Genomic DNA, 24,380 nt, shown 5'->3' with positions numbered 1-24,380 from the left:
CCAATTTATTCTTCAGCTGCGGCGATAGCCTTAAGGACGTCATCATGCAACAGGCCGTTGGTCACAACAACTCCGCGATTGTTCTTCAATGTTGATCCTTGAGAAAAATCAAGCGGCTTGCCGTCGATGTCGGTCACAGTCCCCCCAGATTCCTCGACAACCAATACTCCACCGGCGTGATCCCAGATCTTTTCCTGATAATCTTTTCGTGTTGGTAATCGGAGATACACTTCGGCATCTCCTTGAGCAACGACAGCGTACTTGGCCTGCGAGTCGATCCGAACCGCTTCCGCCGTCGTCCCGAGTTGCTCGCGAACATTCCCTGACCAACCGTGAGCGGTATGCCCCGATTCGACTGATTCGCAAAGACGGGCTTCAAGCGGCGATTTGATCGCGGAAACCTGTGTCGTGTGAGGAGTGACATCGAGAAGGTCAAGCGGAGTCATTCTGGCTCCCTGGCCACGAACTGCGCTCAGGACAACTCCTTGAGCATTGTCCCAGGTGTCGCGAGTCTGCAAATTCGGACAGGCCAAAGCGGCGACTTGAATAGTCCCGTCAACAATCAACGCCAGCGAGACCGCAAACTGTTCTTTGCGTAAAAAACCTTTTGTTCCATCAATCGGGTCGAGAGTCCAAAAGCGATCAGCTGAACCGTCATGGTTCCCGAAGTCAATCCAGCTGAGGACTTCCTTCTCCGAGGCTTCGACACCCGTTGCCTGAATCTCTTTCAGAATGCGAGCCCGAAACGGAGCATTCTCTGCGGTACGAAGCTCTTTCGAATCTTCCTCGCCAACAATCGGATCGTTCGGGAACACCTCTCTGAGGGCACGACAGATGACCGCCTGCGATGCAAAATCTGCAACAGTAACAGGCGACCGGTCCTTTTTTTCCATCGCATCGTCGGCAATTGTCTTCTGGACAGAACGACAAATCACCGAGGCTGCTACGACCGCTTGAATAGCCGTTGAGACCTCAGATTCAAATACTTCAGACACATGCACCTCCTCGAGCAGTGAGCGTAGAACAATGACCTAAAATAATGGAATAGGTTCGGTAAAAGAGTAGCTGCGCCCGGGAGTTCATCCGAACCCTGATCAGAATGCAAACCTCAATGTCGCCAGATTTTAGGACTCAACCGTTCGTGAAACAACTCGCCTTCAAGATTGCCAAAAATGGAAGACCTCTCAAGATCTGCAAACTGAAAGAGACTTTCACTGAGGTCGATTTCCACTGCTTGCAGCCAATTTTCACAGAGAACTGAACACCCGAAAGCGTACCGCACTGCAGAATCTCTGAACCTCACGCTGCTGTCGACAACAACTCTCGCATGTATCTTTCCACAAGAATCGGCACTGTATTTGCTAAACCTAAAGTTCTCGTGAATTCCTGAAGCGTCCGTAGCAACCAACTCGTCGTTATAATTCGCCAAATTTCTTTACAGATTTGCCGAAACTTAGAAGAGTGTTGACACTGACGGATCGGGCAATTCTAATCTCTAACGTATTGACGGTACCGTGTTTCATGGACTGCACCAGATTGATTACCAATTCGCCATTCTTTGGACGAGATGTCGAAGATCACACCGTCGAGTTGCAACTTTTGACTTGGAGGATTTTGAATGAAGAATTTGATGCTTGGAATGGCAGCGATCGCTGTCGTTGGTTTTTTCGCTGCTGCTCCACAACAGGCAGAAGCACGCCCACAGTACTTGAAAGGCTTCGTTGCCAAGTACGATATCTCTGAAGCAAAAGAGAAAAAATGTGGAGTTTGCCACGGTGAAGGTGGTAAAAACAAGAAAAAAGTCAGCGACTACGGGAAAGCTCTCGGTAAGGCCCTTGGCAAGAAAAACGTCAAGAGTGCTGACGACATCGCCAAAGGACTCGACGAAGCTGCCAAAGCAGATGCTGGCGACGGAAAGACTTTCGGGGACGTCCTGAAAAGCGGAAAACTTCCAGCAGCAGCTGAATAATCAATGACGTCAAATCGACGTCACTTTGATCGAATTGAACACGGGATGGTTTCGCAAGATTCCATCCCGTGTTTTTTTGTTCTCAGCGAATTTCGCAAAGACGAACATTGCCTGAAAAACATTCAATTTGCTTTTCGAATTTCATTAACGGAATTCAACTCGAACTCCGTCACCACCTGAACAGTTCCATCTGGCCAAGTGATTCTGACCTGCTGAATGCTGTTCGATTCTCCCAGCCCAAAGGTGACGGGCAACTCTGACTGAGACTGATAGCTTTTCGTCGGCGTAACTCTCCGCTGAAGCTTGCTCTCTCCGAGGTCCAGTTCGACAAGTGCTCCTATGGCATTTCGATTCGGACCTTCATCCTTCAGCGAGAATCGAATCCAGTTGTGCTTCAACTCTTGGTCATTACGCAGCAGCCGGGGCTTCTGGCCGGTCGTGGCGATCAGAATATCCAAGTCTCCATCATTATCGATGTCGGCATAGCTCGCACCGCGCCCCACCAGCGGTCTTGCAAAATCCTCGCCCACGATCTCTTTCGCAACAAGTAGAAACTCGGTATCGGATTGATGCCCGCAGTTCCAGAAGAGTTGCGGTGGCTGTTCGTAAAACTGACTCGGTTGAACGCGGTTAATATCCTGCTCCAAATGCCCGTTCGAGGTAAAGAGATCTAACCGTCCATCGAGATCGTAATCAAAGAAGAAAACACCGAAGGTCAAACTCAATCTGGTTGTCGGACCAAGACCACTCGAGATCGCTTCATCAACGAACTGCATCGCAGTGTCTTCGGCGACATAAAGTGCCGTCATTTCATTCGAAAAGTTCCCGATCGCCACACCAAGGGAATCATTGTTGCGAAAGTGGGCAACATCAATTCCCATTGCTCCTCTGGCAGTCCCATCCATGTCGAAGGCGACACCACTCAGCGTGCCGACTTCCATGAACGTGCCGTCCTGATTATTCAGAAAAAGAAAATTCTGCACAGTGTCGTTCGCGACAAGCAAGTCCATCCAGCCATCCCGATTGAAGTCATCGATGATCACGCCCAACGACTTCGCCATCGGAACATTCGATGCCCGATTCCACAAATGCAGACCTGCTTCCTCAGCGACTTCGGTGAACGTCCCGTCTCCTTCATTCCGGAACAGGTATGGAAAGGTTCCTTCAAAGTTTTGCGGACGCCCATAGGCACGGTCACCTCCTGTCAGCTGAAAGTCCTGTGCAAGGTCGTACTCTTGCGACCACTTCACATAGTTACAGACAAACAGGTCGAGATCACCGTCGCCGTCGTAATCAAACCACCCACAGCTTGTCCCCCACTGATCATCTGCTCCGGACACCTTGGCCGATTCCGTGACATCGCGAAACTTCCCGTTTCCCTCATTACGAAACAGACGATTCTTCCCGACAGCGCTGATGTACACATCAACCAGCCCATCACCATCGTAGTCTCCGCAGGCGACTCCCATGCCATACATGGAGACATCAAGCCCCGACCCCGAGGTCACGTTCTCGAAGTGACCACTCCCATCGTTACGATAGAGCGCCATCAGAGAAGGAGTCTCGACGTCTTCCCCAGCGAACTCTTCCCATGTTTGTGAATTGATGAGCAATAGATCCTGGTCGCCATCGTTGTCCATGTCGAAAAAGGCACAACCGCCCCCCATTGATTCCGGGAGAAGTTTTTGGCCTCTCGCTCCGCTCTCATGAACAAAGTCAATTCCGGCAGCTTCGGTAACATCAACAAACGAAACTGACGGCGCGGTCTCCGCTCCAACTTCTCGAACTTCGACAGCTGCAAGTTCCGACTCTATCGCTGGTGGAGCCTGAAGCGGGCGAGTCATGAAGTAAACGACTGGGCCAGCAATGAGCCCCAATCCAACGAAGACAATTACCGACCACTTGAAAGCAGCGCCAACAATGGCATCGTCCTGTTCTTCAGCAACGTCGTCGGGATCAATATTTTGGGTCATGAACTTATCTTAGAACCAGTCCGAAAACCTCTGGAATCGCTGCTTTTCTCAACGTTCGAAAGAGCAAATTCAAGTTTCAGGATCAGTTCTACTTCTTGAGAATGAATTCGACACGGCCCCATAGCATGAAGATTCAAAGCTGTTCCAACAAGCTTGCGGACCGACACAACTTCACCACAACTGAAACAGACTCAGTTTTTAGAGCAGCCTGCTCTACCGTGTGCCCGTGAAGTTTACCTGTTTGCCACGTCGACGCTTGAACTCTTGAAGCGTCTCAAAGTAACCCGCTCTCACAGCACCAGTTTATGGTGCTGTGGCTGTGACCCATTGAATTTTCGGAGCCGAGGAATAGTTCTTCCACGCAGAGTCGAGTCGTTTTGCGTCCGGTTTGCCATCGTAAGAAAGGTAGCGGTACTTGGCTGCGAACGGTTTTCCCGGTGCGAGTTCAAATTCTCCAAGGACTGCAGGTGAGTAGACGAAGTAAGGCATGCTGGGATGCAGCCGAACCGGTTGTGGGCTGCGGAAGTTCGTGGGGTGAGAGAACATCGCAGCTCCGCAAAGATCGCCTTGAACAGGTCCGTAAACGCCCACCCAGTTTGGCTTCGTGTGATTGCCCACTTCGCGATCATCCGTTTCGTTGGTGATGATGTGGTGTTGATCGTTTTTAATCCACTCAGCACTCCCACGATAAGCAAATCCGCCGTAGTGGTACTCTGCGATAGTCAGCGGTGTTTTTGCAACACAGGTTTGCACCGATTCGATGTCAAACTGGTGCATCTTCGGAAGGTTGTACAAACGAACCGTCCAGACTTCGTCGAGGACATCGCGCGGCTCCCCCTTCGTCAGGACATGAGCCAGACGAACTTTGAACGACGCAAAGACATCCCCTGAGGTCGTTTCGAGAATCTCGCGATGCCCGACTGTCCCAGTGCCACCTAACTGGTCCCAGAAATTGACACCTTCTCCTTCGAAAAAGGTCTTTGTCCACGCTGCAAAAATCCCATGCTGATGCAGATGATCACTCGGAAATCCATCAGTCACGACCTTTCCCTGAGGAGTTACGAAAGGGTGAATGAATCCACTTCGGCGGTACAATTCCGACGTCCCAGCTGGTGGCTCGAGGACAGCGGTGTTGTAAGTCAGAATTTTCTGATCGCCCAAAGCGAGAGAAACTGTCTTGTCATCTTTAATGCACCTGACGGCAAAGGTTGAATCAGCCGGCGTCGAATCAGATTTCGGAACAACTTGAATTTGATACAACCGCCCCTGAGTCGCGGGAATTTCTTCTTTCGGGATAAAGACGAGCCGTTTCCCATCTTCACTTTTTTGAGAGACAACCTGGCCTCCCCCAGCAGCTTGCCGCAATACCAAATCTCCCTCAACATTCTGCAACGCCTTAGGCAGGTCCACCCAGATTGGCGAATCTTTTCTCGCAACTTGCTCAGCCTGAACGGCAAACTGAAACACTTCCTCAGCCTGCACAACTCCCGTGGTGGCGACAATCAAAAAGCTTGCGGACAGAATGCTTGCCAAGAAAAACTTTGCCATGGGTTACCTGCTAAATCAAATCGAAGACAAGGGGGAGTTCAGAGAGAATTTCAGATATCGAGAACATCTTTCATAGTGTACAAGCCAGCACCTTGAGTAGCGACGAACTTGGCTGCAGCCAAGGCTCCGTAGGCGTAGCTATCTCGGGTATGTCCGCGAACGTAAACTTCGAGCGTCTCACCCATCATCCCGAAAATAATTTGGTGTTCGCCGACGTTATCGCCCGTGCGAAGCGCGTGGTAGCCGATCTCACTTTGCGATCGCTGACCAGTCATTCCCTCGCGACCATGTTTGTGCTCTGACTGCCCCATTTCCGTGGCGACGATTTCCCCGAACTTCAGAGCTGTCCCGCTGGGAGCATCTTCTTTGAATCGATGGTGCCGCTCGACGATTTCCACATCGACACCACCTGGAAGATTTTTGAGTGCCTTCCCCGCCTCAGCGACAAGCTTCATCGCCAAGTTGACCGCCAAGCTCATACTGGGAGCCATCACAACGGGTGTCAGCTGAGCTGCTTCGAGGATAACCTGTCGTTGCTCATCGCTTAATCCGGTTGTTGCTTCCACTAACGGAATCTGACGCTCCGCACAGACTCCGGCAATCGCAACTGCCCCTTCAGGAACGGAGAAGTCGATAACCGCGTCAACGTGTTCAGGAATTGACGTGGTGATCTCGACGCCAATTTTTCCCAGTCCAGCGATTTCACCGGCGTCTTGCCCCAGCACGGGTGAACTTGCTGATTCTAAAGCGGCAGCGAGTTCCAGTTCCGGATCAACATGGGTCAATGCGACAAGTCGTTGCCCCATTCGCCCAGCAGCTCCATGAATCGCAATTCGAATTGGTACGGCCATTGAACTTTCTCTTATTGAATGTTTGTCTCGAATTCATCGAAGCAATGAATCTCATCTCAGGCGGTTCTGAACATCATTCACGACCAACTATCGCGCAACCTCTTCCACTATCTCACAATGACGACCACACGATCAATCTTCAGACTGCCAAAACTCCGCTTCAGGATATCACTTTCAGAATAGTCTCGAAATGCTGCAGGAATCACGACCTGTTGCTATCCAATATGATCCAAGTCAGAAATCCGGAGTTCCTCACGAGATGCGAAGGCCTCTCCGTATCTGGAATGAATTGTCCAGCCCCAATAACGGGCCCGATCTCGGATATCGTCAATCAGAGTGGGGTGTTCCTGGCTGCGGCCTTCAATGAGCTGGCTGGCGAAGCATTGAACAGCTTCCATTTTCTGGTCGATGGCATCGGAAATGTCGACGACAAACGCAGGCTTGGGATGAATCCTTAAGTGGATACTCCAGAAATAGTAGATGCGTGGCGGATGAAACGGGTCGCCTGGGATATCGCTGCGGCTGAGTTTGGACCAAAACCGGGCAGCATCCGTCAACGCACTGGCGGCAACATGATCGGGGTGAGCATCCTCCCAAAAAGGAGCAAGAATAACATTGGGCCGCGTGAGGCGAAAAATCGCTGCCAGCTTTCTGCGAGCACTGAGATTGTTTTCCAGAGAACGGTTCGGCAAATCGAGCTGGTGCCTCCAAGTGAGACCAAGAGTTTTTGTCGCCAATTCAGTTTCGGATTTGCGTCTCTCAATCGTTCCGCGGGGTGTCGGCTCTCCGTTTGTTAATTCGACCACTCCGACTCGTTTTCCTTGCCGAAGTGACTGAATGATGGTTCCTCCGACGCTAATTTCCGCGTCATCCGGGTGAGGAGAGACAACTAATATGTCGAGTGGAGTGTCTAAAGGGTTCATAAAATCGATCTTTACCTGGAATGAGATTTCTGCAATATAGCGGATTCCCCCCTCTCAACACCCCTTCTCAATCACCATTCCAACCTTTCGTTCGCTCGATCATTCTTCGAGCGGGAGTTCTCGACATGGCTTCTCAACGATTTGCAGCCACGCTGCTTGTGGTTGTCCTGTGCGCTGGCTGTCAGTCATCGTTTTCTAGCCCATTCACTCAAATCGTCGGATACCGCGATACTGGCAGCGCTCGGGAAAACCCAGCGGATCAAACCAGTGACCCCTGGATTCAGGAAGCCGGAGACATCACCAGTGAAGAGCATGATGAGATCCTAGTCAACGATCCATTGAAGCTGAGGAAAATCTTTGTGTCTCCCAAGGCGCGTGACATCGAACGCAACCTTGGCGTCAAGGATTAACGCTTTTGCAATGCTTGCCATGCATACGCCCAGGCACTTCCATTCAACCAGCCACTTTTACAACTCAATGATCGCTTGGCCACGAAAAGGGACGCGCCCCTTTTGCAGAACTGGTTGAGAACACCCCTCGAATTGGTTTGCAGGTTCTGCCTTGTGGCGAACGGTAATTTGATCAGCCAACGCGTTCTTCATGGGGACACGAGCAGAGCAAGCTGCTGTAGCAGTAAAGACAGGTTCAAAGAGACCATTGATTCATCACTGATTCACAGCAATGACGAAGCCACATTGGCAGTCCGTCACAAGAGACTCGAACCTCGACCAAGCGCCAGCACGCATCACCTTTCGGTAGAAGAGAACTTTCTCGTTCGTCAAGAGTGAATGACAGGAAAAAACTCAAAGCAACATTCTGTTAGAAAAGCAGCGTTCTGTCATGGCTTTTTTTTCACACTAGAGACATACTGACTCACATGAACTGGCAGATTTTGTCTTTCGGGAGTGTTGTAAATGTCCTTGCAGTTTGACGACCTTAGGGTCTCTCCGTCCGGTGCTCTTTTCACTTTAGTGAAGCCGGGGAATGACATTGATAAAAATCGATATCGTAATTCAAAGCTGTACACTTCGACCCTCTCGCTTAAATCGCCAACCGGGCCCCTCAAAAATCCGAACTCGTAGTAAGAACTGCTCATCTTGCTGATGCAGTAGTTCAGAATGATTGGGAACTCGTGTCCCTTTCAATCTTGCTAGAGCCAGTAAGCTTCTGCATTCCAGGATTTCTCCATAGTTCGGCTGACTTGCAAGCGCGACTTTTCTTGTCACCCTTGCCCATCTCATTCTGAGTGACTTTCGTCTTTCTATATCCAACAGGTTTGTTGACGTGCAAAAACCATCTGCTTCATCATTTCGGCACACTGGACCGTCATCGGAAACCCCCATGCCCGCCAAAGTGGAGCTCCCACAGAGCCTCCCTGTGAATGATAATGTTGCACAAAATCTTGATGCGAGTGCACTGCATCATCGCGTCGCAATGAATGAACTGACGACGATTCGCTGGTCAGTCGCTGAAGATATCGAGGCCTACAAGCTTTGGAACATCCCCGCGATTGGTGTGAGCTGGCGAAAGCTTCTTGAGTTCGGAGTCCAGAAAGGGGTCCGACTGCTGCGTCAGTCCGACATGAGTGTCTCCAACGTCGGCTGGGTTGGCGGATTCACCGGCCACAATGGGTTTGGTCACAGCGAAGTCATGCTGGACGCCAAACGTGCCGTTCGGGTTGCCGGTCAATTGCGATCTCCGGCAGTGACAGTGCTGACAGGCCCGCAAAACCGCCATATCAATTCTCACGCACGTCGCCTCGCTGTTTCCGCACTCTGTGAGCTTGCCGATTTAGCCGCCAGCTACAATGTTTCCATCGCACTCCAGCCAATGCATCAGGTCTATCAGCAGAACTGGTCCTTCATTCACAGCCTCGACGACGCCTTGGAATTGATCGAAAAAGTGAATCATCCGGCAGTGAAGCTTGCGTTCGGAACATACCACCTTGGAGGAGAAGAGGGCGTTTGTTCGCGAATTCGATCAATTGTTGATAAGATCGCAGTTGTACACCTGTCCGATTGTTATGGGTCACCCCAACACGAGAACGACCGAGAAGTCCCTGGCGAAGGGCATCTTCCTCTTCGCGAAATCGTGTACGCCCTTGAATCAGCTGGCTACGATGGATGGTACGAGACAGAAGTTTGGTCCCCTGACTTATGGAAAATGGACCACCACGACTTAATTGAACGTTGCCTTCGGTCTCAGGCAGCTTTATTCTCTAACGAGTTGAAGACAAGTTTTACGGGCTTAAACACTTTGTCTGAGTTTCCAGACGAAGACTCCTCCACCTACTGAAGACGCATTTCGAATCTCCCATGGCCCACGAATGGTACTCGCTTGATGAACTGGCTCGCCAACTAGGGCGAGACAGTCGCGAAATCCTACGGCTCGCAAGCCGTGGACGTATCCCCGCACATAAACGGGGAGAAGACTGGCAATTCCACGCTGCTGAAATTACGCAATGGCTCGAACAGGAAATGCGAGAGTATTCAGACAGCCAACTCGCTGCGCTCGAAGTGGCACAAGCCTCGCCAGAAGTCGCTCCTGAGATCCCTGTCTCTTCCCTTCTGAAACCCGAGCTGGTACAGGTTCCACTCGAAGCACGAACAAAACGCTCGGTGCTGGAAAGCATGATCGAAGTTGCTGGCCGCACTTGGCAAGTCTGGGAACCTGCTACGATCCTGAAGGCAGTTCAGGAACGCGAAAAACTCCACTCGACCGCTTTCGACAATGGTGTCTCGATCCCTCACCCTCGCTCGCCACTTCCCGATGCGATTGGGGAACCGCTGGTTGCGTTCGGAAGAACCCTGAGTGGAATTCCTTGTGGTGCAAGTAATAACTCGCTGACTGATTGTTTCTTCCTGGTACTGTGCCAGGATGCTCGAACCCACTTGCAAGTCATCGCACGGCTGGCACGGATGATTCAATTACCGGACTTCCTGCCTGAAATTCGCGAAACAGAAGACCCATTGAGAACGTACGAAATCATCCTCAATGCTGAAAAGCAGTTCGGGCCGTAAAGTCGATTTCTTGCAGAAACTCTTTGAAAGGACCGACTGATGAGGCTGTTTCTGCTGAAGACAACCGCACTTCTTTTTTGCCTGAGCACAGCTCTGACGGCTCAGGATACGACAAACTTTCCCTCTTTGGGCGAGCGCATCGAAAACGATGCCGCCTTGTCTCAACTCGTTGCCAAAGATGCTCAGATCTTCGTCATCTCGGGTGGATACGAATGGACGGAAGGTCCAGTCTGGGTCAATGAGAAACAGGGCGATGGCTACCTGCTTTTTTCAGACATCCCAAATAACTCCATCTTCAAATGGGTGGAAGGCAAAGGTGCTTCGCTCTTCATGAAACCGTCGGGATACACCGGAGTCGCAGATTATGGTGCAGAGCCAGGAAGCAACGGCTTAGTCCTGGACCCTCAAGGTCGATTGGTGATGTGCGAACATGGTGATCGCCGGCTCTCAGTGCTTACAAAATCGGGTGGCAAGCAAACGCTCGTCGACAACTACAAAGGCAAACGGCTCAACAGCCCGAACGATCTGATCTACCACTCCAATGGTGATCTGTATTTTACCGACCCGCCGTATGGACTCCCAAATCGCTGGGACGACCCACTTCGCGAACTCGATTTCTGTGGCGTTTATCGACTCTCAAAAGCGGGTGAGTTGACACTTCTCACCAAAGAAATGACTCGCCCAAACGGCCTCGCGTTTTCTCCTGATGAGAAAACACTCTACGTCGCCCAATCCGATCCAGAAGCCGCCTTGTGGAAGTCGTTTCCCGTCAAAGCGGACGGCACACTCGGAAAAGGCAAAGTCATGTACGACGCGACGCAACATGTCAAACAGGGCTGGCCCGGACTTCCGGACGGATTGGCTGTCGACAAAGCTGGCAACATCTTCGCGACGGGACCTGGTGGAGTTTACATCTTCAACGCAACTGGAAAACTTTTAGGACGTCTCAGCACCGGTGAACGGACATCGAACTGCACTTTCGGCGGAAAAGATGGTTCCATTCTCTACATCACCTCTGACACATACCTGTGCCGAATCCAGACGAAAACAACCGGCCTGGGACATTGAGTCTCACCGAAGTTCCCCAAATCGCCGAGCAACTTCTCTCAACAACGATCGCTCAGCCATCAAGAGAGCGAAGTGAATGAGGCAGGCAAGGAGGCGAGCAGCCGATGAATTCATGAAAGTGAACTTCACAGGTGCGACGAGCACTGCACGCGACAAGCATTGAAAAGGCTCTGTTGAGAACCGAGCTTTGCTGCGCATTATTTCTCAACGCAACCTGAGCCGAATCGCTTTGGTTGCGTTTTTTATTCTTCATCGCAAGCCTTGCGAGAGGAAGTGACTAGAGCAGTTTGCTTTACCGTGTGCCCGTGAAGAACGCATTTGACCAATAAAATTGCTGTTCGCCACGAGGCAGAGCCTGCACACCAATTCGAAACTGGCTCTAATCGGCTGAGCTGAACGACCCTAGAGAGCTGGAGCCCTTCATCAGTTCAGCGGGTGTTGAAGTAAAGGAATCAGCAGATTCGAGAGGATTCTGGCAGGCAAGTTCCACCGGCAGGCGAACGGTGAACGTACTCCCTTTTCCGAATTCACTTTCCAGCGAGACCTCTCCGCCGAGCAAGCGACAGAGCTCTTTGATAATCGACAGTCCCAGCCCGGTCCCTTCGTACTCGCGGGTCATGCTGTCTGAACCAGCCAGGTTTTGCCCTTGCCGGAATTTCTCGAAAATGATGCTTTGATCTTCCAGCGGAATCCCGATTCCGGTGTCTGCGACAACTAAGTCAAACAGCGTTTCGTCATGCATGGAAACGTCGATACGGATTCGGCCTCCCTCAGGAGTGAACTTAATCGCATTCGAGAGCAGGTTATAGAGAATCTGCTGCATCTTCCCGACATCCTGAACAAGAACCGGCACGGACTCAGAGACCTCCCAGTCCATGTCAATATTTTTCTTTTCCGCAAGTGGCTTCACGGAGAGTGCCAATTGCTCGATGAGATCCGCGATCGAAAACTCTGAGATGTGGACCTCCATCCGGCCTGCATCAATCTTCGCCAAATCAAGAATATCGTTAATAAGCAGTAAGAGGTTATTCCCGGATGTCTGAATGTTCGACAGGTATTTTTTCTGTTTCTCGTTCAGGTTTTCTGCCACTGCCAGGACATCACTGAACCCAAGAATGCTGTTCAGCGGCGTACGAAGTTCGTGGCTCATCGTGGCCAGGAATTCGTTCTTAATTTTGTTCATTTCATGCAAACTCAGGTTCGCCTGCGCAAGCTCGTCGACCTTGTAGTCCAGCGACGCCGCAGACTGCTTCAGCTCTTCCTGAGTCGTCACGAGATGCCGTAGCATGCGGTTGAACGCATGGCTGAGTTCCTGAAATTCATCGCCGGTTCGAATGTCTGCCCGTTGATCAAGTTCCCCCTGAGCAATCGCATCGCTTACGTCTTTCAAGTGCATAATTGGCTTGACGATCACATAACGAACAATGACGTAAGCCACCCCCATCCCCAAGACAGCCGTGACGATTGCCATCACAATGAGAATGGCGTTGTTCCGAGCAATGTCATGTTGAGTTTCCCTCAGCTCAAATGTAATGCGGGCCATCCCCATGATCTGATTCGTCTCGCTGACAAGAGGGGAATGCCGATCACGATGGCATTGCAGGCATAGTTCAGTGGCGATGATCGGTTCAAAATAAAGATATCGCCCCCGTTCTGTATCTTCGTGAATAACGTAAGGTTCTTTCTTCGAGAGGAGATCTCGAAACGCCTCGATTTCAAAGGTCTCGACCGGACGGGCGGTTGTGCTTGCGTTTTCGTAATCCTCCGGCATGAACTTCCAGTTGAACTCCCGCAAGCGGTCGGGCTTAAGCGCTTCGTTCAAGTTCTCGGGGATGACGATCAGCTCAGACTCGTTAGGGTTTTGACTCGCCTTCCAGTGTGTTGTCATCATGTTCTGAGCGATCAGCAGCTGAGCTCGATCACGATACTGCTCCCGCACAATTCGCAAATTCAGCTGAGCATAAACGTAGAAACTACCGGTAATGAGCAACATCAACGCCCCCCCAAACATCAAGCGGCATTTCCGCTCAAGGCTGGTTTCTCCAAGCAGACGTTTGAATCTTCGGTAGGACATTACGCTCTATTAAACCGTGCCCTGAATGACTCTGGGACCTGTTGGCCGGGCATATTACTTGTGTGGCTGAAAATCGATCTCGCCAAAAGACCTCTTCTGATATCAATTGACGGCAATACTGATCGAATCAGCAAGGTGGACCGTCCATCCCAAAGGCCAGCGAGACAATCGTTGCGTTGTGACAACGAAAAGGGACTCGCAGTCTACACGCGACACTCAAAAATCGACAGACCTGTAGTATGCGTGGTTCTGCGAGTCAGGGCAAGAACGATCCCGCGACAACCCTGAGCTTGGATGCCCCGTTTTATGTAGTTTATCCAGCATTTCGCAGCGGCAAGCTGTGAAAAACGGGAAAGTTTGCCGATCAGGTCAACGAGTCAGCGACAAGGCCACGACGGATTTGAATTGTTCAAAAAAAAGCGATGGAAATGCTTGAAGTGACCTCCGATTGACGATAGTTTGAAGATTAGAGCATCTTCAATGCTGGTCGTGCCCGTGAAGCTCACTTTTATGACTTCATAGCCTCCTCGCCACGAGGCGGAACATAAAGACCAATATTGGATTTACTCTAAAGACACGAAAGTCGCAGAGAGGCGGCATGTTCTTTTGAAATTGACCTGTCGCACGACATGACGTCGGTTCATTGTGTGGACGCATTTTTCCCTGAACTGATGGGATGAACTGATCGTCCAAAACGAAGTGGAGAAGGCCATGGATACCGCAGTCATGATCGAGTCGGAACTTGACCCAATCGAAGAGATCCGCCTGCGAACTTGGGCACGTCAGAACTATTTGCCACGTGAACTACGCGATAACTCTTGGCATCCGATTATTCTCGAAGAGATGCTTCGCAAAGAGAAAGAACAGAACCACGCGAGTCAGTAAGCGTCAAGTTCACCTCCTAACGACTCTTTACATTACGTAGAGAGCCGTCAGCCAAAGCTGGAGTTCGGTGCTCCTCCAGCTTCCGAAATCCTTGCCCCCCTCCATTTGCAGCTTCGCACGATGACAGAGTCACTGAGTTGCCAGCAGATGAACCGGGCCTGCGGAACTTGTCAAATTCAGGATCCAAAGCAGACAAGCAATCTGTAGACAAGAACACCGCCCTGAATCATAGCACTCTAGAAATCTGTTCGGCTTCTGCGTCGCGGCGAGCTTTGAAAACGCCCTAAAATCGAAGACAGAAAAGACCGTCACTCCACAATGGAGTGACGGTCTTTTTTTTCATTTCAACATTGGTCTTTCGCTCTGCTTCGTGAACATGAACGCTTCAGCAATCCCAAAGCTCTCTCAAGGAGACAGAAACTCGAACGTGTTCTCGAACCCGCCGTAAACCTTTGATATAGTTGGTATCATCACCCCTCCGAGAGAGCACGTTCAGATTTCAGGATCAGCTCTAAAAACCGCCCCACCGATCTCAATCGAAACTTTACAGACCCCACAGTTTACAGACCCCACAGTGGAGAACGATGTGAAGACCAGCCTTCAGAAGTCCGTTTCCTGCAAGCTCCTGTTTCTTATTTCCACTTGTTTGCCAATTGTGTGCAACCTCTCAATCGTCGAGGCAGCTGAACCAGATCCCCAACCTGTGAGGCAAATTACTCCGCTACTGAAAGTCGCTGACCTGAAAGTCGGTGAGACACAGAAAATCAAACTCCATGACGGATCACAAGTCCGTATCAAGCTGATCAGCATCGCTGCGGAACGAGAACCGGTGCAGGGAATGATCAAATCAGCCAGTGCCGTCGTTGACGTGAATGGTCAGCAGGCGACGATCGAAAGTGGAAACTATCGCCTGCCGGTTGAAGTGAACGGTGTGCAAATCGATTGCCCTCTCACACGGCACTACAACGAAGACACCACGCAAGACCACTGGGGACTCACTGCGGATGCGCGGGTGCGACTTTGGCCGAAGTCCTCACCCTGGATCGCTCCAGGTTCGTTTGATTATCCCGTCAAGCAACGGTGGATGGCAGCCATGACCTGGTTCAGCAACGAGCCAGTCAGCAAACGTCCCAATGGAAAAGTTTACTACCACGCCGGAATGGACATTGGCGCAACAGAACGTCTGGTTGAAGTTGTCGCAGCGACCGACGGAGTGATTGTTTCTGCAGGCGACGAGATCCTGGCAGGTGATCATCCACCAGTTAACAAGCGTTACGATGTCATCTACGTACGAGATGGCCGTGGCTGGTACTATCGCTATAGCCACCTGGATGAATTTGACCCTGAGGTTGCCGTTGGTGCGCGTGTTACACGTGGTCAAAAATTGGGGCTGGTCGGCAAAGAGGGAGCGAGCGGAGGTTGGACACACTTGCACTTCGAAATCAAATCGATGCAGCCATCCGGCAAATGGGGAACGCAGGACAGCTACGCTTTTCTCTGGCAGGCTTATCAGCGCCAGTACGCTCCAGAAGTCATCGCCATCTCACGACCCTACCAAAGAGCTTTCACTGGAAGCCCCGTGACTCTTGATGCAAAACGTAGCTGGGCGAAGTCAGGAATCGCAAAGTACGAATGGACCTTCAGCGACGGCTCTGAAGGCAGCGGAGCAGAAGTAACTCAGCGATACACTCGCCCCGGAATGTATTCAGAAGTCCTGAAAGTGACTGATAAAGCAGGAAACGTCGACTACGACTTCGCCACGATCCGAGTCAACGATTCGATCACTGGTCGGCAGTGTCCAGTCATTGACGCCAACTACGCTCCCAGTACCGGGATTCAGCCGGGTGATGAAGTGACCTTTACATCTCGCGGACGAAACGGAGCCCCGAGCGAAGACATCTGGGACTTCGGAGATGGCAGCCCGAAGGTCACGACTCGCTCAAACATCGATAGCGATCAGCATGCTCAAAATGGGTACGCGTCGACCACACACCAATTTGAAAAGCCGGGCGACTACATCGTTTCCGTGTCAACAAAAAACGAACATGGAGACACTGCCACCAGTAGACTGCACGTCCGTGTTGAGCGGGGAAAGTGACACCGAAACGCCAACAATCCCCCCCAAGCAACAACACCGAGAGTGCTCACTCGGTAATGCCCACGCGGTAACGATTCTTAGAGCACCTTTCAAATTGATTTGCAGGTTCTGCCTCGTGGCGAACAGCATTTTTACTAGAGAAACGCGTTCTTCACGGGCACACGGTAGAGAAAACTGCTCTAATTGAGACGGATCTCGTGGTTGCTGAGTCGTTCATAACCGGAATCAGTGATCAGGTAGTTGTGTTCGATTCGCATTCCACCAACACCTTCCACATACGATCCTGGCTCTAACGTTACGACATCGCCAGCGCGAAGGACGTCGGTACTCTCCGGAACGAGAATCGGCGACTCGGGGTGACCAAGTCCAATTCCATGCCCCGCATGATGCATGAAGGAATCTTTCTTGCCAGCTTCGACATACGGTGCAGCCACAGCAGCGTGAACATCTCTGGCTTTGACTCCTGCCTTCAATACTTGCTCGCCGGCAGCCATTCCTGCTTTGCAAATTTCATGAAGCTCAACGACTTCAGCGGACGGCTCGCCGACGGAAACCGTATTCGTGAAATCGCTGCGGTAGCCATCTAAGACCACTGAGTAATCCAGGACAAAGAGATCTCCCTCCTGAAGCTTTCTGCCATCCCCATCCGGAAATCCGCCTGATTTCGGCTGAGCGGGATATGAGGCACGAAAATCTCCGTAAACCAGAGCAGGACGACCGGCGGCTTTGACTGCAGCAAACTGAACTTCTCGATAAATGTCCAGCTCAGAAACCCCTTCTGTAGCGACCTCGAACAACCGGGCTTGGCCAGCTTCTCCCGCTCTCATGCACTGTTTCAGTAATTCGATTTCATCCGGCTCTTTAGTTCGCCGCAGGTCACGCAGGATCGTTCCCAGATCACACAGCGACGCATCATCGACCTCTTGCGAAGCAGAAAAGTCATACGTCCCCGCCGGGAGAACTTCAGTGGCGCCCAGTGGAAGCCATTCCGCTTCAACGAGACCTTTCCCGTTGACAAGATCCTCCGAAACATCTCGCAGGGCTTGCAGGAGTGCATGGTCACGATTCTTCACAGAATGTTGATGATCATACCACGGCGTGACCACTTCTCTGTCGACATACGGTTTGTGGATCGCTGAGCGGATTGCAAAGTTATCCCCGAGGATTGATGCACGTCCGCTCTTCTCAAGCAGGAGAAGCCCCCGCTCGCCTCCTGAAAAGCTCAGAGGCTGTACAAGGAAATTTGCAAGATACTGGACGTGTCGAGGATCAGCGATGAGCAGCCAATCGATTCCATCTGGAATGCGATCCCACAGTCGTTGGCGGCGAGTCTGGCATCCTTCTGGTGTCAACATGTTGAGAAACCTTCTGTCTTTACGGGTTCAATTGAGTCATGGGGCATTGTAGCGATCTTGGAGAAACGTGACAGTTGGCCGAAATTCGCCCTTGTCGCAGCAAGATCTGAAAGGGGGCTTTTGCCTTGAGAAAGTCACATCAATTTCTGCAATTCATTGCAAGAATTGTGGGCGTCATATTGCATACCCTCCTGAACAAAGGCTAATGTTGAAACAGAACTCGTCGAGTTTGACATCATGGGCTACGAGCTGAAGTTCAGTTCTTAGAAAATTCACATTGGGTCCACTTCAGCAATCATCTCAAAATCTCACTAACTATGGAACCACTCCAATTTCATCCGATCTTCAAACGGTATTTATGGGGTGGTCGGCGATTGGGCGAACTTCTCAACAAGCCGATCGACACTGGAGACGACTACGCGGAAAGCTGGGAAGTTGCCGATCTTCCCGGAGATGAAAGTGTCGTTGCATCCGGACAGTTTGCCGGGCAGACAATCCGCCAGTTGCTCACCACTCACCGCGAGAAGATTCTGGGAATCCATGCAGATCGAGTCCGATTTCCGCTGCTGATCAAATTCCTGGATGCCAATCGCGATCTTTCCATACAGGTTCACCCTGGTCAGGAAATGGCTCAGCGATACTCCGAGGTGACCACTGGAAAAGCGGAAATGTGGGTTGTCCTTGACGCAAAACCCGGAAGCCGCGTTTACGCAGGCCTCAAAAGAGGGGTCAACAAAGAGCAGTTCTCGGCTGCGATTAAAAACGGCACCGTTCCTGATTGCATGCACATCATTGATGCGAAAGTCGGCGACTGCTTCTTTCTGAAACCGGGAACCGTTCACAGTCTTGGAACAGGGCTGTTGGTGGCGGAAATCCAACAGCCGAATAATATCACCTACCGAATTGATGACTGGGGACGCAAAGGCCCCGACGGCAAACCTCGTGAGCTGCACCTTGAACTCGGTCTGGAAGCAACGGATTTCTCAACCGGCCCAATCGCCCCCCTGAAACCGAAACCGCTAGGGACAGAGACCCGCTCGACAGAATTGGTGAACAACGAATACTTCGTCGTCCATCAACATCGCGGCGAAATGACATATGAGCCAGCCGACGATCAGCGAGCGCACGTCCTCATGCTCCTCAGCGGGACAGCTAGCACCACCAGCACAGCCATCGGCTCACTTACTAAAGGGGAGACACTGGTACTCCCCGCAGACCGGGATCGCTTCTCGCTCCAACTGAGCCCGGACGCACAACTGCTCGATGCATTTCTTAATTAACAATCGCCAAGCGTTGTCACATCGACGACATCAAGTGCAAAGCTGATACAGGATTTCCTTCGAGAACTCTATCGCCGATTTTCCGCAAAACGCTCATAGCAAAACACTTACGACGCACACCGGCAGAAAGTGCTGCTTCGGGCTAAGGATTTGCGGAACATTCTCATCAGACAAAGACGGGGCACGGGTTCAACGTCTGCCCGAGCACTTCCCTGCGTTTGGAGAATGCCGTCTTGCAAAACAATCCTCTCCCCCCAGGAGTCTTGCTATGAAGAAGTACATGTTGATGATTGCTGCTGTCGCTGGTGTCTCATTATTCGCCATGAGTGGAAATGCCGAAGCGGCTCATCGCGGTCACGGTGGCCATCATGGTCATCATGGGCACGGACATTCCCGTTCGTACCATCACGGACACCATCACGGATTTCACGGGCGACCGTACCGTCATTATGGTGGACACCACGGACACTATCGTGGTCATTACAATTATGACCGCTACGGTTACTACGGTAGACGAAACTACGGTTACTATGGAACAGGCTTCGGCATTCAAACCCGCAGCTTCGGACTTTACATCCGTTAAAACTGTTTGCTCAACCGCACTCGTATAGTATGCGTCTCTCACTTCGCAACGATGGATCGTCGCGAAGTTTTTTTATGCGATCTTGCTCCTTGCGCCGCAGCACAGACTCACCATTTGAGTGAATCAACCCTACAAAACACCTTTCGAGGAGGGAACACCCTGCTGGCGTGGATCGATTGTGATCGCGGCTCGCAAGGCCCGGGCAGTCGCCTTGAAGAATCCTTCAGCGATATGGTGGCTATTTTTTCCGTGATGCAGAACGAGGTGCAAGTTCATCAATGCGTTCGCTGCTACCGCCTGCCAGAAGACTTCGACCAGTTGAGAATCGAATGTCCCAATTTTTTCGGTCGGAATTTCATACGCATCAATAAACCAGAACCGGCCACTGAGATCGAGAGCCGAAGTGACGAGGGTTTCGTCCATTGGCAAAGTCATCGATCCATAGCGAACGATGCCGCACTTGTCACCGACCGCTTCACGAAGTGCCTGCCCGAGACAGATTCCCGTATCTTCAACGGTGTGATGGTCGTCGACATCGGTATCCCCGACGGTTTTCACGGTCAGATCAAATTGGCCATGTTTGGTGAACAATTCGAGCATGTGATTGAAAAAACCGACGCCGGTATCAATATTGGCCTGCCCGGTCCCATCGAGATTCAGGGTCAACTCGATTTGGGTCTCACCCGTGGTCCGTTTGATCGTGGCGGTTCTGTCCTGACTCATCTTAGTCTGCTCTCACATCAGTGTTTTGTGTAGGTCGCTCGATTCGAAGTTACTCAACCATAAGCCGGAAGTCGACGAGCCTCTCTGAAACTCGATCTACTCAGCAGATTTCAATGCGGTTCATTCCGTTTTTCCAGATTACGAAAGCAGAACAAACGACCAATTCTGGATTGGTTCCAGACATTCAACACAGAAACCTGCTGCAAAGATCACACGAATCGGCCCAACTCTCAATTCACAAACAATCAGTCTACCGGCACGTCAGAAATTTTCAGGAGAGTTTCCTGCACAAGAAGATCGTGTTCGTACTTGTAGCGTGGGTCTTCTTCGTGCCGAATCTGGCGGGCGAGTTCGGCGATGTCATCAACATAGCGAATATACTTGGGGAGTTCGACCTCCTGCCAGCCTTTGCGAAATCGACCCCGCTCCTGGGTGAGGGCTAGCTTGGCTGAGGGATTAGGCATGGGGCGGATCTCAAGAGTCCCTTCGGTGCCACAAACGACGAGCTGTCGACGTGCGAATCCATCAACTTCGTCGCAACTGCAATGCAGCGTGGCATGTGCAGTTGCATACTCGAAAACTGCCAGCATATTGTCCAGGTAGCCATCATCAATGGGTGAACTGTGCTGATTGATTGTGTGAATCGATTCTGGCTTGCCCAGCAAGTGCAGCACAATGTCCAGCATATGACCACCGAGCTCAAACATGATTCCCCCCGGTTGACCGAGCATGCCGCGGCGACTTGACTCATTCATCAGTTTGCCGATCACTGCGTTGACGGCAAAAATTTCGCCCAGCCAACCTTTTTCCAACAGGTTTTCGAGAAGCTGAACTCCGGGATGTGTGCGGTACATGTAGCCCATTTGCACAATCAGATGCTTCTTAGCAGCCTGGTCGAGAATTGATTTGAACTGCGGAAGCGAAAAGCCAGCAGGCTTATCGAGATGAATATGCTTACCAGCGTCGATACACGCCTCTGCGACATCGAGCAAGTCGGGAACATTCGTCTCGATGGCGATCGCCTGGACCGAGTCATCGTTGATGAGTTGCTCCTGCGGAAGCCAGTCGAGGCCAGCGTAGGTATCGTCGTTTTCCCACATTGAGCGAAGACGACTGTCCGATTCGGCAACGCCGACGAACTCAAAATCCTTCGAGCCTTTGATCGCCCGAGCCTTCCCACTGGCGTGTGCGTGCCCAACTCCGATTTGCCCGATCTTGATCTTTGCCATGTCTGACATCCCATTTTTGTGAAACCGTCATCCGTAGCATAAAGCATTTCCAATGCTTATCACATCTGTGAAGGTCCACATTCATGGCTTCGCAGACTGATCGCCTCGGGGCAAATCACGAACACGATTTTGAAAGCTGCGCGAGAACAAGCCCGGGCAATCTCTTGACCGGGCTTGTCAAAAACCTCCACCCCCTCCTTCGTCACCTCCTCCATCGCCTCACTGATCATGCGTGAGACTCAATGATGAGGTACTCGCCGTGCCGTGAAGATCACTTCCATGACTCGCAGACGACTCGCCACGAGGAAGAACGTAAGGGTCAATACTGGAGTTGCTCTAGGAGTGTTCTCGCACCTGGACCTGCAACGCTCCAAGCAATTTCGTGATCTTCTTTTCCTTCGAGCTGATGAAGAAAACGTTGTCGAGAATGATCGCACGTTTTTCACCACTTGGCTGCAAAATCAACCGACCAGCACCAAGCAGCAGGTATTCAAAGATATCGTTGATCTCTTTGTCGATCCGCAGATGAGGTGCTGAAAATCGTTCCAGATCGCTCAGCATTCCGTGGTGATGCAAGAGTTCGTTCGGGCGAACTTCCCAGTAATCAAACCGGGACATAATCCACACAAAAATGTAAATCACCAGAAACACAATCGAATAAAGAAAATAGAACGTCGCATTCGCAACCGGTCTGATACTGCGAATGAAATCCCCCAAAGCGGGCACGAGATCGGGCATTTGCTTGAAGATCAAAACTGCCCCCAGAACAACAGTTGAAATGATCGCAAACAGCAGGAACGAAGTGGTGCGAGGGAAGTCGAAGGCCAACACGATGAGGTTCAACGTGAAGGTAATCATGAAGACCCAGCAGATATTATGTGCGAAAGCTGAAGTGAGATCAGGCTTCATCCACATGCAAAACCAGCAAATCATGGCAGCAACCCACGAGGGCCACATGAACACGATTTTGGGATACGAGATCAGAATCACACCGACAGGTGCTGCAGGTTCTAGTTTGGTCACAGGTGTCTCTTCGGAAACAGGCTCTTCAGTCATCTCTTCTCCCTACTAGTAGTAGTCAATCCATGTGAGAGTGTTATCTCGATGAAGGTGTAGCTTCGGAACAACAAAACGGAATCCGCAGCTTGCAACGTGACATTCAATACTCGACAGAGCAATTTCGCTAGAGCAGTTTGCCCTACCGTGTGACCGTGAAGAACGCATTTCTCTAGTAAAAATGCTTTCGCCACGGGGCAGATCCTGCAAACCAATCCGAAAGATGCTCTAGTGAACGCGTGCCTTACCAGCACATGGTAGAGCAAATTGCTTGAGTAGCCCATCTCTATATCAATGACAAGCTGCTCTCATCGAGTTGCACACCATCGGACGCCAACTGACTCAACTCAAACTGCACGACACCCATAGCTGACAAAGCACTAGACGTAATTGCTTTGTGATCGGTTCACAAAAACTGTATCGAATTAAAAAACATCGGATTTTCGAAGTCGGGCTCTCCTACAATCTGTAGTTCATAAAGACGATCCAAGTCTCCATGAGTAATGAAATTGTGACTTAGGCACCATACTTTTCCAACCGACCAGCGTGTGCGAGGGCCATCGGCATCAAATACTTCGACTCGAACTGTCCCAATCCACCCTGAATGCACTGCTGCTCTCCGAAGGTAGAGACTCCGTCAGTCCGACACGATTTCGCCGAAATCACAGTCGGAACCGGATGCCAGCTGTGCGACTTCAACAAACTCGGAGTACTGTGATCTCCGGTGACAATGAGAACTGTGGGGTCGAGACCGGTGATACGTGGAATGGCAGCGTCAAGTTCTTCGATCCGCTTCACTTTGGCATCGAAGTTCCCATCTTCACCAGTGGAATCGGTGTATTTGTAGTGCATGAAGAAGAAGTCGTAGTCATCCCAAGCCTGCTCGAGACGACCGCACTGATCTTCCAGAGTTTGCCCTGCATCGAGAACATCCATACTTACCAGACGAGCCAAGCCACGATACATCGGGTAGACCGCAATCGCAGCTGCTTTTGTCCCGTAGGCTTCTTCAAAGGTCGGAATCGGTGGCATGTTGGCGATGCCGCGAAGCGTCAGGAAGTTGGCAGGTGCATCATCTTTCAGAATCTCGCGAGCCTGTCTCAGGAACTCCTTGGCAACTTCAATCGTCCGCTCAGAACCCTCTTTCTTCGGCTGAGGTTCAAGAGGCGGAACACCGGTCGCTTGTGGATCAGTGTCATAAACATCTCCACCAAGTCCGTCACCACGGAACACAATCACAAGTCGGTACTCTTTGACGTGTCGAACGAAAACTTCGACGCCGGGAATCTCAATTTTGTTGAGTTTCTCGCAGAGTGGTGCGCCCACTTCATTCGGGATTCGACCCGCTCGACGGTCGCTAATATTGCCTCCATCGTCGAGAGTACAGAAATTCCCGCGAATGGCGACATCCTTCGGACCGAGATCAAAATCAATCCCCAATGCTTCAAGAACGCCGCGACCGATCTGGTATTCCCAAGGGTCGTAACCGAACAACCCAAGGTGTCCGGGACCGCTGCCGACCGTAATTCCGGGCATAATCGGATGACTGAGCCCTGAAGTTCCGTTCTGGCACACCTTGTCCAGGTTCGGTGTCTGTGCTGTTTCTAGCTCGGTCTTGCCGCCTGGAGAAAGCGGAGCCCCACCAAGCCCATCGGCGACAAGGAGTACAATTTTGGAATCATTTTTCTTTTGAAGAGCACGGGTCAGTGCGTGAACGTCTGGCATCATCTCTCTCGCGTTGTTCG

General features: G+C 51.2%; 20 protein-coding genes and 1 pseudogene. 10 read left to right on the top strand and 11 right to left on the bottom strand.

The genetic code is table 11. The features are described 5' to 3' along the window. Positions 1–5: 5 nt before the first annotated feature. A complete protein-coding gene (locus tag Mal48_RS21590; RefSeq protein WP_145204767.1) occupies positions 6–995 on the bottom strand; it encodes a 3'(2'),5'-bisphosphate nucleotidase in 990 nt (329 codons plus the stop codon). Positions 996–1,618: 623 nt separating this feature from the next. Here Mal48_RS21590 and Mal48_RS21585 point away from each other — a divergent pair. Beyond that, positions 1,619–1,969, top strand: coding sequence for a hypothetical protein (locus tag Mal48_RS21585; RefSeq protein WP_145204765.1), 351 nt, complete (start codon positions 1,619–1,621; stop codon positions 1,967–1,969). Between the two features lie 122 nt (positions 1,970–2,091). Here the strand turns inward: Mal48_RS21585 and Mal48_RS21580 are convergent, their stop codons facing one another. The 4 genes from Mal48_RS21580 to bshB1 form a co-directional block, all read right to left on the bottom strand. Further along, a complete protein-coding gene (locus tag Mal48_RS21580; protein ID WP_145204763.1) occupies positions 2,092–3,942 on the bottom strand; it encodes a CRTAC1 family protein in 1,851 nt (616 codons plus the stop codon). 303 nt (positions 3,943–4,245) lie between these two features. Continuing rightward, positions 4,246–5,490: a DUF6807 domain-containing protein gene (locus Mal48_RS21575; protein WP_145204761.1), complete on the bottom strand. Its 1,245-nt coding sequence runs from the start codon at positions 5,488–5,490 to the stop codon at positions 4,246–4,248. Between the two features lie 50 nt (positions 5,491–5,540). Further along, entirely contained in the window at positions 5,541–6,341 is an 801-nt protein-coding gene (gene dapB, locus Mal48_RS21570; RefSeq protein WP_145204759.1) for a 4-hydroxy-tetrahydrodipicolinate reductase, read from the bottom strand. 215 nt (positions 6,342–6,556) lie between these two features. Next, positions 6,557–7,264, bottom strand: a complete 708-nt coding sequence (bshB1, locus tag Mal48_RS21565) for a bacillithiol biosynthesis deacetylase BshB1 (protein WP_145204757.1) — start codon at positions 7,262–7,264, stop codon at positions 6,557–6,559. A gap of 125 nt (positions 7,265–7,389) precedes the next feature. Between bshB1 and Mal48_RS21560 the strand changes: the two genes are divergently transcribed. From Mal48_RS21560 to Mal48_RS21545, 5 genes and pseudogenes are all read left to right on the top strand, one after another. After that, positions 7,390–7,674, top strand: a complete 285-nt coding sequence (locus tag Mal48_RS21560) for a hypothetical protein (protein WP_145204755.1) — start codon at positions 7,390–7,392, stop codon at positions 7,672–7,674. A gap of 931 nt (positions 7,675–8,605) precedes the next feature. Next, positions 8,606–9,559 carry a sugar phosphate isomerase/epimerase family protein gene (locus tag Mal48_RS21555; RefSeq protein ID WP_145204753.1) on the top strand — a complete coding sequence of 318 codons (954 nt, stop codon included), beginning with the start codon at positions 8,606–8,608 and terminating at the stop codon, positions 9,557–9,559. A 20-nt stretch (positions 9,560–9,579) separates the two neighbouring features. Further along, positions 9,580–9,681: pseudogene (locus Mal48_RS23915) on the top strand (PTS sugar transporter subunit IIA); the annotation flags it as partial. Positions 9,682–9,741: 60 nt separating this feature from the next. After that, on the top strand, positions 9,742–10,284 hold the full coding sequence (locus tag Mal48_RS21550) for a PTS sugar transporter subunit IIA (RefSeq protein WP_391601815.1): 543 nt from the start codon (positions 9,742–9,744) through the stop codon (positions 10,282–10,284). Between the two features lie 39 nt (positions 10,285–10,323). Continuing rightward, positions 10,324–11,352, top strand: a complete 1,029-nt coding sequence (locus tag Mal48_RS21545) for an SMP-30/gluconolactonase/LRE family protein (protein ID WP_145204749.1) — start codon at positions 10,324–10,326, stop codon at positions 11,350–11,352. Between the two features lie 379 nt (positions 11,353–11,731). Here the strand turns inward: Mal48_RS21545 and Mal48_RS21540 are convergent, their stop codons facing one another. Beyond that, the gene (locus Mal48_RS21540; RefSeq protein WP_145204747.1) at positions 11,732–13,426 is read right to left on the bottom strand and encodes an ATP-binding protein; all 1,695 of its coding nucleotides are present in this window, start codon (positions 13,424–13,426) and stop codon (positions 11,732–11,734) included. Between the two features lie 711 nt (positions 13,427–14,137). Here Mal48_RS21540 and Mal48_RS23440 point away from each other — a divergent pair. Together Mal48_RS23440 and Mal48_RS21535 are read left to right on the top strand one after the other, a co-directional pair. After that, on the top strand, positions 14,138–14,311 hold the full coding sequence (locus Mal48_RS23440; protein WP_197441898.1) for a hypothetical protein: 174 nt from the start codon (positions 14,138–14,140) through the stop codon (positions 14,309–14,311). A 655-nt stretch (positions 14,312–14,966) separates the two neighbouring features. Then, positions 14,967–16,409 (top strand): PKD domain-containing protein, encoded by a 1,443-nt coding sequence (locus Mal48_RS21535; RefSeq protein WP_197441897.1) that lies wholly within the window; start codon positions 14,967–14,969, stop codon positions 16,407–16,409. Positions 16,410–16,588: 179 nt separating this feature from the next. Here Mal48_RS21535 and Mal48_RS21530 read toward each other — a convergent pair whose 3' ends face one another. Then, entirely contained in the window at positions 16,589–17,764 is a 1,176-nt protein-coding gene (locus Mal48_RS21530; protein ID WP_145204743.1) for a M24 family metallopeptidase, read from the bottom strand. A gap of 317 nt (positions 17,765–18,081) precedes the next feature. Here Mal48_RS21530 and Mal48_RS21525 point away from each other — a divergent pair, with 317 nt between their 5' ends. Together Mal48_RS21525 and Mal48_RS21520 are read left to right on the top strand one after the other, a co-directional pair. Beyond that, complete coding sequence (locus tag Mal48_RS21525; RefSeq protein WP_145204740.1) at positions 18,082–19,044, top strand: type I phosphomannose isomerase catalytic subunit; 963 nt, start codon at positions 18,082–18,084, stop codon at positions 19,042–19,044. Between the two features lie 268 nt (positions 19,045–19,312). Continuing rightward, positions 19,313–19,627 (top strand): hypothetical protein, encoded by a 315-nt coding sequence (locus tag Mal48_RS21520; protein ID WP_145204735.1) that lies wholly within the window; start codon positions 19,313–19,315, stop codon positions 19,625–19,627. Between the two features lie 129 nt (positions 19,628–19,756). Here the strand turns inward: Mal48_RS21520 and hisB are convergent, their stop codons facing one another. The 4 genes from hisB to Mal48_RS21500 form a co-directional block, all read right to left on the bottom strand. Beyond that, the gene (hisB, locus tag Mal48_RS21515; protein WP_145204732.1) at positions 19,757–20,350 is read right to left on the bottom strand and encodes an imidazoleglycerol-phosphate dehydratase HisB; all 594 of its coding nucleotides are present in this window, start codon (positions 20,348–20,350) and stop codon (positions 19,757–19,759) included. Positions 20,351–20,595: 245 nt separating this feature from the next. Further along, complete coding sequence (locus Mal48_RS21510) at positions 20,596–21,579, bottom strand: Gfo/Idh/MocA family protein (protein ID WP_145204729.1); 984 nt, start codon at positions 21,577–21,579, stop codon at positions 20,596–20,598. Positions 21,580–21,915: 336 nt separating this feature from the next. Further along, positions 21,916–22,635: a hypothetical protein gene (locus Mal48_RS21505; RefSeq protein ID WP_231739775.1), complete on the bottom strand. Its 720-nt coding sequence runs from the start codon at positions 22,633–22,635 to the stop codon at positions 21,916–21,918. A 516-nt stretch (positions 22,636–23,151) separates the two neighbouring features. After that, the gene (locus tag Mal48_RS21500; RefSeq protein ID WP_145206483.1) at positions 23,152–24,360 is read right to left on the bottom strand and encodes a 2,3-bisphosphoglycerate-independent phosphoglycerate mutase; all 1,209 of its coding nucleotides are present in this window, start codon (positions 24,358–24,360) and stop codon (positions 23,152–23,154) included. Positions 24,361–24,380: the final 20 nt, after the last annotated feature.

This window comes from Thalassoglobus polymorphus, from assembly GCF_007744255.1.
Lineage (GTDB): Bacteria > Planctomycetota > Planctomycetia > Planctomycetales > Planctomycetaceae > Thalassoglobus > Thalassoglobus polymorphus.
The sequence above is the reverse complement of the archived record's forward strand: the minus strand, read 5'-3'. Positions and strand labels throughout refer to the sequence as shown.

What these genes read in the sequence shown, in the direction of transcription:
- Mal48_RS21585 (WP_145204765.1), top strand. Translation starts at nt 1,619, where the DNA reads ATGAAGAATTTGATGCTTGGAATGGCAGCGATCGCTGTCGTTGGTTTT.
- Mal48_RS21555 (WP_145204753.1), top strand. Translation starts at nt 8,606, where the DNA reads ATGCCCGCCAAAGTGGAGCTCCCACAGAGCCTCCCTGTGAATGATAAT.
- Mal48_RS21575 (WP_145204761.1), bottom strand. Translation starts at nt 5,490, where the DNA reads ATGGCAAAGTTTTTCTTGGCAAGCATTCTGTCCGCAAGCTTTTTGATT.
- Mal48_RS23440 (WP_197441898.1), top strand. Translation starts at nt 14,138, where the DNA reads ATGGATACCGCAGTCATGATCGAGTCGGAACTTGACCCAATCGAAGAG.
- dapB (WP_145204759.1), bottom strand. Translation starts at nt 6,341, where the DNA reads ATGGCCGTACCAATTCGAATTGCGATTCATGGAGCTGCTGGGCGAATG.
- Mal48_RS21520 (WP_145204735.1), top strand. Translation starts at nt 19,313, where the DNA reads ATGAAGAAGTACATGTTGATGATTGCTGCTGTCGCTGGTGTCTCATTA.
- Mal48_RS21545 (WP_145204749.1), top strand. Translation starts at nt 10,324, where the DNA reads ATGAGGCTGTTTCTGCTGAAGACAACCGCACTTCTTTTTTGCCTGAGC.
- Mal48_RS21510 (WP_145204729.1), bottom strand. Translation starts at nt 21,579, where the DNA reads ATGGCAAAGATCAAGATCGGGCAAATCGGAGTTGGGCACGCACACGCC.
- bshB1 (WP_145204757.1), bottom strand. Translation starts at nt 7,264, where the DNA reads ATGAACCCTTTAGACACTCCACTCGACATATTAGTTGTCTCTCCTCAC.
- Mal48_RS21540 (WP_145204747.1), bottom strand. Translation starts at nt 13,426, where the DNA reads ATGTCCTACCGAAGATTCAAACGTCTGCTTGGAGAAACCAGCCTTGAG.
- Mal48_RS21525 (WP_145204740.1), top strand. Translation starts at nt 18,082, where the DNA reads ATGGAACCACTCCAATTTCATCCGATCTTCAAACGGTATTTATGGGGT.
- Mal48_RS21500 (WP_145206483.1), bottom strand. Translation starts at nt 24,360, where the DNA reads ATGCCAGACGTTCACGCACTGACCCGTGCTCTTCAAAAGAAAAATGAT.
- Mal48_RS21560 (WP_145204755.1), top strand. Translation starts at nt 7,390, where the DNA reads ATGGCTTCTCAACGATTTGCAGCCACGCTGCTTGTGGTTGTCCTGTGC.
- Mal48_RS21505 (WP_231739775.1), bottom strand. Translation starts at nt 22,635, where the DNA reads ATGACTGAAGAGCCTGTTTCCGAAGAGACACCTGTGACCAAACTAGAA.
- hisB (WP_145204732.1), bottom strand. Translation starts at nt 20,350, where the DNA reads ATGAGTCAGGACAGAACCGCCACGATCAAACGGACCACGGGTGAGACC.
- Mal48_RS21550 (WP_391601815.1), top strand. Translation starts at nt 9,742, where the DNA reads ATGCGAGAGTATTCAGACAGCCAACTCGCTGCGCTCGAAGTGGCACAA.
- Mal48_RS21530 (WP_145204743.1), bottom strand. Translation starts at nt 17,764, where the DNA reads ATGTTGACACCAGAAGGATGCCAGACTCGCCGCCAACGACTGTGGGAT.
- Mal48_RS21580 (WP_145204763.1), bottom strand. Translation starts at nt 3,942, where the DNA reads ATGACCCAAAATATTGATCCCGACGACGTTGCTGAAGAACAGGACGAT.